The following is a 14,788-nucleotide window of genomic DNA, read 5'->3' as shown; positions in this document are numbered from 1 at the left end:
TTGAAAATGTGGTGGCCAGAGACGGGATCGAACCGCCGACGCCGGCCTTTTCAGGGCCGCGCTCTACCACTGAGCTATCTGGCCTTGGCATGCAACGCCTGTTATCGGGGATCGCCAAGAACCACCGTGCGCTAATGCTGCATCTGTCGCCCCGGCTTTTCAGGGGAGCCCATCACCGGCGGGGAGCCAGCAACGCAAACGCATTCTAAGTATAGCAACCCGGAGCTGTACCGCCAACTCTCCCGCTCGCGCTATCCTTTCTCATTACTTGAAATTAAACGCTAGGATGCCCATGCTCCTTTGTGCCCGAAGCTTTACCCCTGCATCTTTTCTTTTCTGTCTCGTCATTGCCGCCCACGCGCAAGTCGCAGCGACATCATCCGCACCGGCCGTTGCGAAGGCAACCGGCGCGGCCGCCACGCCGCGCGAACAGAGAGCCATCAAGGCTTTCAACGCCGCGAGGGAAAGCCCACTCCAGCTCAACGCCTTTCTTACTCGCATGCCTAAGGGCGCAGACCTGCACATGCATCTCGCGGGCGCGGTCTATGCTGAGACCTTCATCAAAGACGGAGCTGCTGATATTCTCTGCGTCAACCCCTCCACGCACAGCTTCTTTAAACCAGATGCCACGACCCGAAGCATCCCGCCGCAGCCCGTCTGTGGTGAAGGCAATGTTCGCGCCGAGGATGCCTTCAAAGACCAGAAGCTCTACGATGCTCTCGTCGATTCTTTCTCCATGCGTGCCTTTGTGCCCAGCGCCGGCGTCAGCGGACACGATCAGTTCTTTGCCACCTTCGATCGCTTCCGCAGTCTCAATAAATCTCATACAGGAGAGTGGCTCGACGAAGTGGCCACCCGCGCTGCGTCGCAGAACGAGCAGTACCTGGAGGTCATGGAGACACCAATCTTCACTAACCTCTCCAAGATCGTTTCCAACATTGAGTGGCCCACCACACCCGCCGATCCCGCGCAAAACCGCACCGGCGACGCTACCGGCACCAGCCGCGAAGATCTCAGCCATCTTCGCGACACACTCCTCAATGCAGGCCTCCGCGACCAGGTAGCCGTCGATCGCAAAGAACTGGACGACGCCCTCGACACCCGAGATCGCATCGAAAACTGCGGCCAGCCCAGTGCTCGAGCTGCCTGTTCCGTCAAAGTTCGCTTTCTCTACCAGGTTCTCCGCGCCTTTCCCCCGCAACATGTCTTCGCACAAACGCTGCTTGCTTTCGAGGTTGCCTCAGTCGACCCTCGCGTCGTAGGCCTCAACTTCGTCCAACCCGAAGACGCCTACCTTTCCATGTCCGAGTACCACCGCCAGATGCTGATGCTCGACTATCTTCACAGCGTCTACCCGAAGGTCCACATCGCGCTACACGCAGGCGAGATCGCCCCAGGCCTCGTCCCTCCCGATGGTCTTCGCTTCCACATCCGCGAGGCAGTTGACTTAGGCCATGCCGAACGCATTGGTCACGGCGTCGACGTCATGTATGAGAACGAGCCTCAAGCGTTGCTGAAGGAATTAGCAGACCGGCACATCATGGTTGAGATCAATCTCACCTCGAACGATGTCATCCTCGGTGTCACCGCGGCATGGCACCCGCTGCCGTCTTATCGAGCCGCTGGCGTTCCCATCGCTCTCTCCACCGACGACGAGGGCGTCTCCCGCATCGATCTCACCAACGAGTACACACGTGCCGCTATGGAGTTCAACCTCTCCTACCTCGACCTCAAGCAATCCGCCCGCACCAGCCTCGAGCACAATTTTCTGCCCGGACCCAGCCTCTGGCAGCAGCCAGACGTCTTCACAAAAACAGTCGCAGCCTGTGCCGGACAGCCTCTGGGCGGAGCAAATCCCACTCCAAACTGCCTGAGCTTTCTTCAATCCAGCGAAAAAGCTGCTGAACAATGGGAACTCGAACACCGCTACGATCTCTTCGAATCCAGCGTGCAATAGCTTCCGTTCTCTCGCACTAGATTCTGTGGAGAAAATCCGACCCCAGGCGAGCCTTCTCATCGCGCTAAGCGCTGTGTTTGCAGCATGCATGTCACAGTCGAACCCAAAGGCTTGAGTGCCATTGCCAAATATCGTCTCTGCGGCCTATAGTCCGTGTGCCATCCCTTAGTCCCCAAACGGTTCGATGGCAAGGGCCCTCCTGCGAAACACGTGAACCGTTTAATAACCTGTCATCCGGCCTTCGGTTCGTCGGGTGAAGCAATCGCACCCGGTGTGTTGCGGCTCGGATGAGAACGACCCCTGGCCCTCTAATTCGGCTTCCCAAGACTCAAAATCTGCGTACGACGTTCGAGTCCGGATCCGGAATCGCCAGATGGCCAGGAATAGGAGTGAGCAATGAATCTGACACCAGAAATACGTGATCAAGTCGCTTCGGAAGTAAAGAGATTTGCAGCGGATCTGCAACTCAACACAGATCAGAAGGAAAAACTGCAAAATGCTTTCCAGAGTGCTCGAGGAAAGCTGGGTGATTACATGCAACAACATCCAAACGTCACGAAGGCTGACATCGGCAAAGAACTAGTAAGTCGCCGCGCAGAGATTCGCCAGCATGTGGTCGGCTTCCTCAATGCAGACCAACTTAAAAAGTGGGATACCGAGATCGTCAAGGCCAAGGAATTTCTCGGCCAACATATGGCGTAAGTAACTTCCCTAACCGCTCGGTGGCGACGGCCAACTCTGATCGCCACCGACTCCTAACTCTCCCAAAAACACTTTCTTTCGACCGAAGCCACTACAGCTCTGATTCCCGAAGCTATGTAACTAAAATAATTACATAATTACAGGGTTCGGCTTGCTGCTTCCAGGAACTGTCTCGTCGTCGTAAGCGCCGTGCCACTGAGGATCTCCCGGCAACAACAACGCCGCCAGGGCCTCCGTGTTTTTTTGAATCTCTGCATCTCCGGCTCCCGCGCTAAACTCATCTCCAGAGCCCATGAGAAAAGCCATCATCACCATCCTCCAGTTCTTTCTCTTCCTGATCGTCTTCGGAGCCTTTTCGCTCTTTCCGCCGTTCCACATCGAGCATGTCCTCGGTACAACCCCAACCGGCACGCGCATCTTTATCGCCGATGGTCTTCTAATCGCACTCGTCGTGTATCTCCTTATTGTCCTCATCGAACTCTTGATGAAGCGTCTCCGGATCTCCGCACCTTGGACTACAGTCGCCTTTGTTTTCGCAGCCATTGTCGGATTCATGATGAAGTTCGGCTTCCTCACCCGCTCCACCTTCTAAGAATTCCCTCATGTCAGACGATCTCTTCCAACTCCTCAGCGACACACAGCACCGCCTCGACGCCGGTTTCGCCCACCTACCTCCAAACCCCACGCCCCCACTCGGCGAATCAGCCTCAGCGATTCTCCATCAGGTGGCAGACCGCCTGCACGACAACTACCCCTACGCCCACCCCCTCTACGCCGGTCAGATGCTCAAGCCGCCTCACCCTATCGCTCGCGCCGCCTACGCGCTTGCCATGTCGGTCAACCCGAACAATCACGCCCTCGACGGCGGTCGCGCCAGTTCTGCGATGGAGATCGAAGCCGTAGCCGCCATCGCAAAGATGTTTCAATGGCCTCGACACCTTGGCCATCTCACCAGCGGAGGAACCTTCGCAAACCTCGAAGCCCTCTGGGTAGCTGGCCAGCTCATGCCGGGCAAAGCAATCGCCGCCTCCGATCAGGCCCACTACACTCACAGCCGCATCTCGAGCGTCCTCGGCCTGCCCTTCGTCACCATCCCCTCCGACATCCGCGGTCGCATGGACCTCGCCGCTCTCGAGCAACTCCTTGTAGCTAAAAACATCGGCACCGTCGTCGTCACCTTAGGCACCACCGCCATCGGATCGGTTGACCCGCTCGACCAGATCCTGACCCTCCAGAAAAAGTACGACTTCCGCATCCACGTCGATGCAGCTTACGGCGGCTACTTCACCCTCGCCTCCAACCTCTCCTCCGAAACCCGCGCCGCCTTTGACGCCATACCCCACGCCGACTCCATCGTCATCGACCCCCACAAGCACGGCCTCCAGCCCTACGGCTGCGGCTCCATCCTCTTCCGCGACCCCACCGTCGGCCGCTTCTACAAACACGACTCCCCCTACACCTACTTCTCCTCAAAGGACCTCCATCTCGGAGAAATCTCCCTAGAGTGCTCCCGGGCAGGCGCCTCCGCCGTAGCTCTCTGGGCGACCCAGCAGCTTCTCCCCTACACCCCCGGCGGCACCTTCGCCCAAGGTCTCGAGTCCGGCCATGCTGCAGCGCTCGAGCTTCACCACCGCCTCACCGAAAGCACTCAATTCGTTACCCCAACGAGCCAGCCTCAACTCGACATCATCTTCTGGGCAGCGAGCGCTCCCACCCCCGAGGCTTCCTCGGCCCTGGCGCAGTCCATCTTTGACGAAGCAGCCAAAATCGACCTCCATATTGCTCTAGCCAAACTTCCGGCGCGGTTTTTTCCACAAGATACATGGAAAGATACCTCCCTCAAAAACAACGAAATAAATGTGACCTGTCTTCGATCTGTTCTAATGAAGCCGGAACATCTCCTTTGGTTAGACCACTTGTGGCAGCGCCTGCAGGCCGCATCTGACATAGTTACCGGTCAATACCCCAATAGAACCAACGTAACCTCACCGTAGTTCCATCTTTCGATTGAGATCCCTTTGATAGAATCACCTAAATTCGACGCTCCAACGATCTGTCTACGGGTCTCGTGTAGCGCAACTCACCGCCGATAGAACATGTGGTATCGAAATTCGGGCCATCGACGTACGAGATGCAAAATCGGATGAGAAAAGGAACCACCACCGCATGACTCTTCCCTCCGCTCTCACCCCTTCTTCGACGCCCGATCTCTCCGCCCGCACCATCGCCTATTTCTCCATGGAGATAGCTCTATCTCCCGCTCTACCCACCTACTCCGGTGGCCTCGGCATGCTCGCCGGCGATACCCTCCGCTCCGCAGCCGACACCGCCGCCCCCATGGTCGCAATTTCGCTCGTCCATCGCCGCGGATATTTCCGTCAGAAACTCTCCGACATAGGCCAGCAGACCGAAGCCGACGTTCCATGGTCCCCCGAGACCACCCTTCCCAGTGCCAACCGAATCATCGCCCTCACCCTGCAGAGCCGTCAGGTCCTCGTTCGCGCCTGGCGCTTCGACGTCGTAGGCGTTACCGGCCACATCATCCCCGTCTTTCTCCTCGACACCGACGTCGAAGGCAATGACCCCTGGGACCGTCGCCTCACCGACCACCTCTACGGCGGCGACACCTACTACCGCCTCTGTCAGGAGACCGTGCTCGGCCTCGGAGGCGTCGCTCTCTTAGAAGCGCTTGCTTGTCGACCCAAGGTCTATCACATGAACGAGGGCCACGCCGCCCTCCTGGCCATCGGCCTTCTCGAAGATCACCTCGCCGGCATCCCCCTCAAAGACGCAACCGAAGCAGATATCGAATTCGTCCGTCAGCAGTGCGTCTTCACCACCCACACTCCAGTCCCCGCCGGCCACGACCAGTTCGGCGTCGACCAGATGTACCAGGTTCTAGGTCACGACCGCGGCGCTGCCATCGAGCAGTTCGGCTGCCTTCACAACAGCCTCATGAACATGACCTACATCGCCCTGCGTTTCTCGCGCTTCGTCAACGGCGTCGCCATGCAGCACGGCAAGGTCTCCCAACAAATGTTCCCCGGCTACAAGGTCTATTCCATCACCAACGGCGTTCACGCCGCCACCTGGCTCTCCCCCCATTTTCAAGAGCTTCTCGATGGCGAGATCCCCAACTGGCGCACCGACAACCAATACTTCCGCTCGGTCTACGGCATCGACCCCGCCCGCATAGCCGCTGCTCACAACAAGGGCAAGCTTCGCCTCTTCAGCACCATCGCCAAGCGCACCGGTCATCACTTCAACCCTAACGTTCTCACCCTCGGTTTCGCCCGCCGCGTCGCCACCTACAAGCGCGCCAGCCTCCTCCTCCATGATCCCAAGCGTCTGGTCGAGATCGCGGAAAAGATCGGCGGTCTTCAAATTCTCTATGCCGGCAAGGCCCATCCCGCCGACACCGCCGGCAAAGGTCTCATCCGCGACGTCTTTGCCTCCGCAGCCAAACTCAACTCCTCGGCTCTCAAGATCTACTACATCGAAAACTATGACTGGGAGCTAGGCGCTCTCCTCACCCAGGGTGTCGATGTGTGGGTCAACACCCCCCGCCGCCCCTATGAGGCCTCCGGCACCTCGGGTATGAAGGCCGCCCTCAACGGTGTTCCTTCGCTCTCCATCCTCGATGGGTGGTGGATCGAAGGTTGTGCCGAAAATACCACTGGCTGGGCCATTGAAAACGGCGAAGACGAAGCAGCCGAAGCCACCAGCCTCTACGAAAAGCTCGAGAAGTCCATCGCCCCCATGTATGCGAACCCCGGTGCCTGGTCGCGTATGCAGCAGCACTGCATCGCCATCAATGGCAGCTTCTTCAACACTCATCGCATGCTGGCCCAGTACTTCGAAAACTCCTACTTCCCCCCCACGCCGCTATCCACAGTCCAGACCGGCTACCTTGAACATCGTCGCTCCACCGACACAGTCGTCGCCGAAGCCGCACTGGTCTAACCGAACAAACTCAGCACAGGCAACGGCCAATCGGTCGTTGCCTGTCTTCTTGACCACGAGAAGGCGCGTCAGCCTCGATGGCAGATCGCGCCGTGCGCGCAGCACGTCGTTGTCTTTCCGTCTTGCTCATATCAGAACGAGAGCGACTTAATCTCCAGCCACCACAACCTCTGCCACACGCCGCCCGGCCCGTCGTCTCCGCCCCATCCGCGCGAACCTGCCCCTCACCCGATCAAAGAACAGATAAACCACTGGCGTAGTAAACAGCGTCAGCGCCTGCGACACAATCAGACCGCCCACAATCGTGATTCCCAGTGGTCGCCGCGTCTCACTTCCAGCTCCGCGTCCCAGCGCCAGCGGGAGCCCACCCAGCATCGCCGCCATGGTCGTCATCATGATTGGCCGAAACCGCAGCATGCAAGCCTCAAAGATCGCTTCCTGCGGCGTCTTCCCATGTTGCCGCTCCGCCAACAGCGCGAAGTCGATCATCATAATCGCGTTCTTCTTCACAATCCCGATCAGCAGAATGATCCCGATCATGGCGATCACGCTCAGATCCACCTTGAACAGCAGCAGCGCCACAATCGCACCCACGCCAGCCGAAGGCAGCGTCGACAGAATCGTCAACGGATGAATAAAGCTCTCATACAAAATCCCGAGCACAAGATAAACCGCCACCAGCGCCAGCAAAATCAGCCATGGCTCGCTCTTCAGCGAATCCTTGAAAGCCTGCGCCGATCCCGCAAACCCACCATGGATCGCCGAAGGCATTCCGATATCCACCCGCGCCTGCTGAATCGCCTGCGTCGCCTCACTCAGCGAAGCCCCGGGCGCCAGATTGAACGACAACGTCGTAGCCGGCGACTGCGACTGGTGATTCACCGCCAGTGGAATTCTCTGCGTTTCAAAGTGAGTCATCGCCGACAGCGGCACCATCGCTCCCGTCGTACTCTTCACATAGATATTCTTCAGCGCATCAGGATCTTCCTGAAACTCCGGCGGAACCTCCAACACCACGTGGTACTGATTCAGCGGCATGTACGTCGTCGAAACCTGCGCCTGCGCAAACGCATCCGACAGCGTTGAATCAATCGTCAGCGGCGAAACTCCCAGACGGCTCGCCGTAGCCCGGTCGATCACGAGCTGCCCGCGCAACCCCTCCTGCTGCTCGTCCGTCGCAACGTCTTTGATCTGAGGTAGCTGGTCCATCGCAGCCTCCAGCTTCGGCCCCCACTCGTTCAACTCCTTCAGGTTGTCTGCCGTCAGCGTGTACTGATACTCCGTCGCCGTGTTCCGCCCACCGATCCTCAGATCCTGAAATGCCTGCAGATACATAACCGCGCCCGGAACGCTGGTCATCTGCGGTCGCAGCCGGTCCACGATCACCTGCGCCGTGTCACCCGTCTTCTTCCGCTCCGCATCCGGCTTCAGCGCCATAAACATAAAGCCAGAATTGACGTTTCCGCGCCCGCCGGCAAACGCCGTCACATCCTGCACTCCCGGATCTTTCCCCGCAATCGCCGCCAGCGCCAGCACTTTCTTCTTCAACTCAGGAAACGAAACATCCTGCTGGCCCTGCACCTGTCCGCCAATTCGCCCCGCGTCCTGCTCAGGAAAGAATCCCTTCGGCACCAGAATGTAGAGATAGACGTTGAGCACAAACGTCAGCACAGTAATCGTCAGCACCAGCTTCTGATGCTTCAGCACCCACCGAAGTCCCAGCTCATACTCCGCAGCCAGCCACTCCAGCGCCCGCTCTCCCGAGCGATAAAACCATCCATGCTTCCGCCTGTTGTGCGCCTCAAGAAACTTCGCGCTCAACATCGGCGTAGTCGTCAGTGACACCACCAGCGACACCATAATCGCCACCGACAGCGTCACAGCAAACTCGCGAAACAACCTCCCCACAATCCCACCCATCAGCAGAATCGGAATGAACACTGCAATCAGCGATGTGCTCATCGACACCACCGTAAACCCGATCTCCTTCGACCCCAACATCGCGGCTTGGTACGGTGACATTCCAGCTTCAAGATGACGGCTGATATTCTCGATCACCACAATCGCGTCATCGACTACAAACCCCGTCGAGATCGTCAGCGCCATCAGCGAAAGATTGTCCAGCGTATATCCCAGCAGATACATCACCGCGAACGTTCCCAGCAGACTCAAAGGCACCGCGACCGTCGGAATCAAAGTCGAACGCACTTCACGCAGGAACAGAAACACCACCAGGATCACCAGCAAAATCGAGATCACCAGCGTCCGCGTCACATCCTTCACAGACGCGCGAATCGTAGTCGTGCGGTCCAACGCAACATGCACCGAAATCGCCGGCGGAATCGACGCCTCCAGCAGCGGCAGCATCTTCTTCACGTTATCCACGGTCTCGATCACATTCGCCGTCGAGGTCTTGAACACAATCACCAGAATTGCAGGCTTGCCGTTGAACACTCCGGTGCCATGGACGTCCTCAACGCTATCCACTACCTTCGCGACGTCCTCGATCCGGACGATGCCATGCGCAGTGGCCGGCCCCGCCGTCATTCCCGTCGACGCACTCGCCGTCGGAGCCGCAACCGGACTGCTCGTACCTATCGAAGCGGCGGTGGTCGCGGTGTTAGTAGTCGTCGAACCCGCTCCCCCATTCACAGCCTGCGGATTGCTCGTCAACGCGCTTGCCACGGAAGCAGGCAGCCCTGAGCTTGCTGCAGCCGAACTCACCGGCCCCCTGTCCGTTGCAACAATCAACGGAGCATACGCAGCCGCACCAAATAACTGATCCGTCGCACTAACACTCCACCGCCGCGTGTCGTCCTGCAGATACCCCTTCGGCTGATTCACATTCACTGTGCCGATCGCCGCCCGTACCGCTTCCAACCCCACGCCGTAGTGTGCCAGTTGCAACGGATTCGCTTCGATTCGTACCGAAGGCTTCGAGCTGCCTCCGCAAAAGGTCTGTCCCACACCCGGTATCTGTGCGATCTTCTGCGCAAGAATGCTGTCGCACGCATCGTACAACTGCGGAATATTCATCGTGTCCGAGGTGAGCGCCAGAATCATAATCGGCGAGTCCGCAGGATTCACCTTATAGTACCCCGGATTACTCGGCAGGTTCGCTGGCAACTGACTCCGCGCCGCATTGATCGCCGCCTGCACGTCACGCGCCGCACCATTCACATCACGCGTCAGATCAAACTGCAGCACAATAGAGGCCGTGCCGGTAGAAGACGACGACGTCATCTCATTGACACCCGCGATCTTCGAGAACTGCCGCTCCAGCGGCGTCGCCACCGACGAAGCCATCGTCTCTGGATCGGCGCCCGGCAAACTCGCACCCACCGAGATCACCGGGAACTCCACCTGCGGCAGACTGGCCACCGGCAGCAGCGTGTAAGCCACTGCACCTGCCAGAATCACCGCCAGCGACAACAGAAATGTTGCTACAGGCCGCCGAATAAATGGTGCTGAAAAATGCATAGCTCTCTAGTCCCTAACCATCAATCCGCCGACATCGCATGCAACTCGACATCCTTCTGAGCCTTTCGGTATCTGCGCGCAATTCGATCGAAGAACAGATAAACCACCGGCGTAGTAAACAAGGTCAACACCTGCGACACAATCAGTCCGCCCACAATCGTGATGCCCAACGGCCGTCGCAGCTCGCTTCCCGTGCCGGTACCGAGTGCCAGCGGCAGGCCGCCCAGCAACGCCGCCATCGTCGTCATCATGATCGGCCGAAACCGCAGCAGACACGCCTGATAGATCGCCTCCGTCGGCGTCATCCCCTGTTCGCGCTCAGCCTCCAGCGCAAAGTCGATCATCATAATCGCGTTCTTCTTCACAATGCCGATCAACAAAATAATTCCGATCAGCGCAATCACGCTCAAATCCACGTGAAACAGAAGCAACGCCAGGATTGCGCCCACGCCCGCCGAAGGCAGCGTCGACAAGATCGTGATCGGATGAATGTAACTCTCGTACAACACACCCAGCACGATATAAACCACGATCAGTGCCGCCAGAATCAGCAGCGGCTCATTCGCAATCGAAGCCTCGAACGCCCTCGCCGATCCCTGGAACTCGCCCTTCACACTCGGCGGCATATTCAACTCCGCCTTGACCTTGTTCACCGCATCCACAGCGTCGCCAATCGACTTGCCCGGCGCCAGGTTGAACGAAATCGTCACAGCAGGGAACTGACCCTGGTGGTTGATCACCAGCGGGGTCTCTTTCTCTTCAAAATGAGTAAACGCGGACAAAGGAACCTGCGTCCCATTCGAGCTCTTCACGTAAATGTTGCCGAGCGCTGCCGGATTCCGCTGATACTTCGGAGCCACCTCCAACACCACGTGATACTGATTCTGTTGCGTGAAGATCGTCGAAACCTGCCGCTGTGCAAATGCATCATCCAGCGTGTCGTCGATGTTCTGCGGCGTAATCCCCAGCCGCGACGCAGTATCCCGATCGATCACCAGCTGCGCCTCCAGTCCACTCAACTGCTCATCACTGGCAACGTCACTGAGAATCGGAATCTGCTTCAGCCTGCTGACCATTCTGTCGGTCCACATCGCCAGCTCGTCGACGTTCGCATCTTCCAGCGAATACTGGTACTGCGTACGGCTAACGCGATCTTCCACCGTCAGGTCCTGAAGCGGTTGCAGAAAGCACTGAATCCCATCCACCGTCGCAACCTTCGGCTCCAACCGTTGAATCACCTCCAGCGCCGTCGAGCTCCTCTGCTCACGATCCTTCAGGTTGATCTGAATGCGTCCGCTATTCAACGTAGAGTTCGTCCCATCGATTCCGATGAACGACGAAACGCTCTCTACATCCTTGTCCTGAAGAATGATTCTCGCCAACGCCTGCTGCCGCGAGCTCATCGCATTGAAACTGACAGTCTGCGGAGCCTCAGTGATTCCAAGGAGCACGCCTGTATCCTGCACCGGGAAGAACCCCTTCGGCACAATCAAAAACAAATAAACGGTCAGTCCAAACGTAGCAAGTGTCACCAGCAGCGTCATCACCTGGTGCCGTAGAACAAACCGCACACCAACGGCATACTTGGCAATCACATAGTCGAAGAACTCTTCGCTCTTCTTATAGAACCTGCTCTGCTCACTCTCCGGCGTATGCTTCAATAGCTTCGCCGACATCATCGGAGTCAACGTCAACGACACCAGCGCCGAAACCAGAATTGTAACCGCCAGTGTTACAGCAAATTCGCGGAACAACCGGCCCACAATGTCGCCCATAAACAGCAGCGGAATCAGCACCGCAATCAGGCTCACCGTCAGCGAAACAATCGTGAACCCAATCTGCTCCGAGCCCTTCAGTGCGGCTTCAAGCGGCGAATCCCCCTGTTCGAGGTAACGCGCGATGTTCTCAATCATCACAATCGCGTCATCGACCACAAACCCCGTCGAGATCGTCAACGCCATCAACGAAAGATTGTTGAGGCTATACCCAAGCAGGTACATCACCCCAAACGTCCCCACAATCGACAACGGCACCGCTACCGAAGGAATAATCGTCGCTGCAATCGACCGCAGGAACAGGAAGATCACCATCACGACCAGCCCAATGGTCAGCACCAGCGAAAACTGCACGTCCTTCACGGAAGCCCGAATGGTATTCGTCCGGTCCGTCAGCACCTGCAGCGTCACCGTCGCCGGCATCGTCGACCGCAGCTGTGGCAGAATTTTCTGCACCTCATCCACAACGCCGATGATGTTCGCCCCCGGCTGCCGCTGGATGTTCACAATCACTGCCGGCTTCAACACCGCCTCACGCGCCGGTTGTCCCCCCACCGAAGCCTGCGCCGCAGTCCCCATCCACGCTGCCTGGAACAGGTTCTCCGCACTATCGACCGCATTCGCCACATCCGACAGTCGCACTGGCGAACCATTCCGGTACGCAACAATCACATTGTTGTAAGCCGTGCTCGAAGGCAGCTGATCGTTCGCGCCAATCGTATAAGTCTGGCTCGGCCCATTGAGATTGCCCTTAGCCTGGTCCACATTAGTCGTGCCTATCGCAGCGCGAATATCTTCGAGGCTCAGCCCATAGTTCGCCAGCGCCGTCGGATTTGCCTGAATCCGCACCGCAGGCTTCTGCCCACCGTTGATCGACACCAACCCCACGCCCGAAAGCTGCGAGATCTTCTGCGCAATCACCGTATCCGCCAGGTCTTCCACCTTCGAAAGCGGAAGCGTATCGCTGGTCAGCGCCAGTGTCATAATCGGCGCATCCGCCGGGTTCACCTTGCTGTAAACCGGAGGATTCGGCAGGTCCTTCGGCAGATACGTAAACGCAGCATTGATCGCAGCCTGCACATCCTGCTGCGCTATATCAATCGACTCCGACAACTCGAATTGCAGCGTAATCACGCTGCCCCCGCCCGAACTCGACGAAGTCATCTGGCTTAGCCCCGGGATCTGCCCAAACTGCCGCTCCAGCGGCGCCGTCACCGACGACGCCATCACCTCCGGGCTCGCCCCCGGATAAAACGTCTGCACTTGAATCGTCGGATAGTCCACCTGCGGCAGCGCCGACACCGGCAGCTGCTCATACGCGACAAACCCCGCAAGCAAAATGGCCACCATCAACAGCGAGGTGGCCACTGGCCTCAAAATAAATGGCTTCGAAGGACTCACGAACCCTGCCTCACACTGCTCGTCGTTCCCAACTCAGCAGTCGTCCCATCTCCGCTCTTCACCGGAGCGGTCTTCGGAAACACCTTACTCCCGTTCTTCAGCTTCTCCTGCCCGTCCACCACAATCTGATCGCCCGGCTTCACGCCACCGTTCAGGATTATCTGCGTCCCCTCGGTCAGCTCCACGTTCACCGTCTGCGCTTCGACATAAAAATTCGTCTTATTCTCAGGCAGCTCGATCGTCGGCCCATCGGCATCCTTCTTCGCCAGCGGATCGACCGGAGGCTGTCCTTCCTTCAACAAATAGACAAAGTTCCCCTGCGTTCCCGTTTGCAGCGCCGAAGCCGGAATCACGACAGCATTCCGCTTCTCTTGCAGAACCAAACGAACGTTCACGAACTGGTTCGGAAACAGCGAGCCATCTTTGTTCTCAAACACGGCCTTCGCCTTCACCATTCCGGTCGTCGTATCAATCTCGTTATCGACGGTCAGCAGGCTTCCGGTCGCCAGGTGCGTCGCAGCCGCACGGTCATACGCTTCCACCACCAGCTTGTCGCCTGCACGAGTCCGCCGCAACACCTCAGGCAACTGGTCCTCCGGCAGAGTAAAGATCACAGCAATCGGCTCCAGCTGCGTGACCACCAGCAGCCCGGTCGTATCGGCCGCATGTACGATATTCCCAGCATCCACCTGCCGCAACCCAACCACTCCGTTAATCGGCGACAGAATCTTCGTATACCCCAGATTCACCTGCGCCGCCTGGATCGCCGCGCGATCAGAGGCGATCGAACCCTCCGCCTGTCCCGCCGTCGAAGCCTGCGCCTGCTGGCTCTCCTTCGAAACCACCCCCGCCGACAACAAGGCCTCATACCTCGCAGCCTCAGCGCGAGCATTTACCGCGTTCGCCTGGTCTTTCACCAGCTGTCCCTGCGCCTGCTCCAGCGCTGCCTGATAAGGCTTCGGATCGATCTCAGCCAGCACCTGTCCCTGCTTGACTGCTTGCCCCTCGCGCACCGGCACCTGCATCAACTGCCCATCCACACGCGACTTGATCGTCACCGTGTTGTACGCCGTCACCGTTCCCAACGCCGTCAGAAAGATCGGCATCGTCTTCTGTTGAACCGACGACACCTGCACCGGCGTCGGCCTGTCCGCCTGCGCCGCCATCATCATCTGGACGCCGTTCTGCTCCTTGGTATTCCGGCGGATCTTCCAGATCGCCGCACCCACAACCGCGACAATCAGCAGCACTACAATCCACTTCCGCGCTCCAGAGCCCTTTGGCTCCTCGGGCAACGGCTCGGGCTGTCGCAGCGTCTTCTGCGACTCAGCCGTCGTTACCCCATCGTGTCGCTCTTTTTCGCTAATCTGTGCTGACAGCATGTGATGGTCTCTGCTCTCTCGGGAAAATTCACTGCACGAACAAATTGATTACGGTGCCAGATATCTAAGAATAAATGATAATGACCTTAGTTACCGAAGCCCTTCATCTCATGGCGGCCATGCTGGAA

At 58.1% G+C, this 14,788-nt stretch carries 9 protein-coding genes and 1 tRNA gene; 5 read left to right on the top strand and 5 right to left on the bottom strand.

The features are described 5' to 3' along the window. Positions 1–9 precede the first annotated feature (9 nt). Positions 10–84: transfer RNA gene (locus tag RBB77_RS00210), tRNA-Phe, on the bottom strand. Between the two features lie 208 nt (positions 85–292). Here RBB77_RS00210 and RBB77_RS00205 point away from each other — a divergent pair. Together RBB77_RS00205 and RBB77_RS00200 are read left to right on the top strand one after the other, a co-directional pair. Then, positions 293–1,957, top strand: coding sequence for an adenosine deaminase family protein (locus RBB77_RS00205; protein ID WP_353064174.1), 1,665 nt, complete (start codon positions 293–295; stop codon positions 1,955–1,957). 396 nt (positions 1,958–2,353) lie between these two features. Then, positions 2,354–2,659 carry a hypothetical protein gene (locus tag RBB77_RS00200; RefSeq protein WP_353064173.1) on the top strand — a complete coding sequence of 102 codons (306 nt, stop codon included), beginning with the start codon at positions 2,354–2,356 and terminating at the stop codon, positions 2,657–2,659. Between the two features lie 129 nt (positions 2,660–2,788). Here the strand turns inward: RBB77_RS00200 and RBB77_RS00195 are convergent, their stop codons facing one another. Then, positions 2,789–2,968 (bottom strand): hypothetical protein, encoded by a 180-nt coding sequence (locus RBB77_RS00195; protein ID WP_353064172.1) that lies wholly within the window; start codon positions 2,966–2,968, stop codon positions 2,789–2,791. On the opposite strand from RBB77_RS00195, the gene RBB77_RS00190 reads away from it, so the two are divergent. The 3 genes from RBB77_RS00190 to glgP all read left to right on the top strand — a co-directional run bounded on the left by RBB77_RS00190 (position 2,952) and on the right by glgP (position 6,622). Further along, entirely contained in the window at positions 2,952–3,251 is a 300-nt protein-coding gene (locus RBB77_RS00190; protein ID WP_353064171.1) for a hypothetical protein, read from the top strand. The genes RBB77_RS00195 and RBB77_RS00190 overlap by 17 nt on opposite strands. 10 nt (positions 3,252–3,261) lie before the next feature. After that, positions 3,262–4,653, top strand: coding sequence for a pyridoxal phosphate-dependent decarboxylase family protein (locus tag RBB77_RS00185; RefSeq protein ID WP_353064170.1), 1,392 nt, complete (start codon positions 3,262–3,264; stop codon positions 4,651–4,653). 172 nt (positions 4,654–4,825) lie between these two features. Further along, positions 4,826–6,622, top strand: a complete 1,797-nt coding sequence (glgP, locus tag RBB77_RS00180) for an alpha-glucan family phosphorylase (protein WP_353064169.1) — start codon at positions 4,826–4,828, stop codon at positions 6,620–6,622. A gap of 147 nt (positions 6,623–6,769) precedes the next feature. Here glgP and RBB77_RS00175 read toward each other — a convergent pair whose 3' ends face one another. The 3 genes from RBB77_RS00175 to RBB77_RS00165 are packed head-to-tail and all read right to left on the bottom strand — an operon-like array spanning position 6,770 to position 14,660. Next, entirely contained in the window at positions 6,770–10,102 is a 3,333-nt protein-coding gene (locus RBB77_RS00175; protein ID WP_353064168.1) for an efflux RND transporter permease subunit, read from the bottom strand. A gap of 20 nt (positions 10,103–10,122) precedes the next feature. Beyond that, positions 10,123–13,278: a multidrug efflux RND transporter permease subunit gene (locus RBB77_RS00170; protein WP_353064167.1), complete on the bottom strand. Its 3,156-nt coding sequence runs from the start codon at positions 13,276–13,278 to the stop codon at positions 10,123–10,125. Next, positions 13,275–14,660 (bottom strand): efflux RND transporter periplasmic adaptor subunit, encoded by a 1,386-nt coding sequence (locus RBB77_RS00165; protein ID WP_353064166.1) that lies wholly within the window; start codon positions 14,658–14,660, stop codon positions 13,275–13,277. Before RBB77_RS00165 ends, RBB77_RS00170 begins: the two co-directional genes overlap by 4 nt. Positions 14,661–14,788: the final 128 nt, after the last annotated feature.

The sequence above is a fragment of the Tunturibacter psychrotolerans genome (assembly GCF_040359615.1).
Lineage (GTDB): Bacteria > Acidobacteriota > Terriglobia > Terriglobales > Acidobacteriaceae > Edaphobacter > Edaphobacter psychrotolerans.
This window is presented reverse-complemented; position numbering and strand designations above follow the sequence as displayed.

Bases quoted from the DNA above. Each gene is read 5' to 3' on its own strand.
- glgP (WP_353064169.1), top strand. From the start codon at position 4,826: ATGACTCTTCCCTCCGCTCTCACCCCTTCTTCGACGCCCGATCTCTCC.
- RBB77_RS00165 (WP_353064166.1), bottom strand. From the start codon at position 14,660: ATGCTGTCAGCACAGATTAGCGAAAAAGAGCGACACGATGGGGTAACG.
- RBB77_RS00185 (WP_353064170.1), top strand. From the start codon at position 3,262: ATGTCAGACGATCTCTTCCAACTCCTCAGCGACACACAGCACCGCCTC.
- RBB77_RS00195 (WP_353064172.1), bottom strand. From the start codon at position 2,968: ATGATGGCTTTTCTCATGGGCTCTGGAGATGAGTTTAGCGCGGGAGCC.
- RBB77_RS00190 (WP_353064171.1), top strand. From the start codon at position 2,952: ATGAGAAAAGCCATCATCACCATCCTCCAGTTCTTTCTCTTCCTGATC.
- RBB77_RS00175 (WP_353064168.1), bottom strand. From the start codon at position 10,102: ATGCATTTTTCAGCACCATTTATTCGGCGGCCTGTAGCAACATTTCTG.
- RBB77_RS00205 (WP_353064174.1), top strand. From the start codon at position 293: ATGCTCCTTTGTGCCCGAAGCTTTACCCCTGCATCTTTTCTTTTCTGT.
- RBB77_RS00200 (WP_353064173.1), top strand. From the start codon at position 2,354: ATGAATCTGACACCAGAAATACGTGATCAAGTCGCTTCGGAAGTAAAG.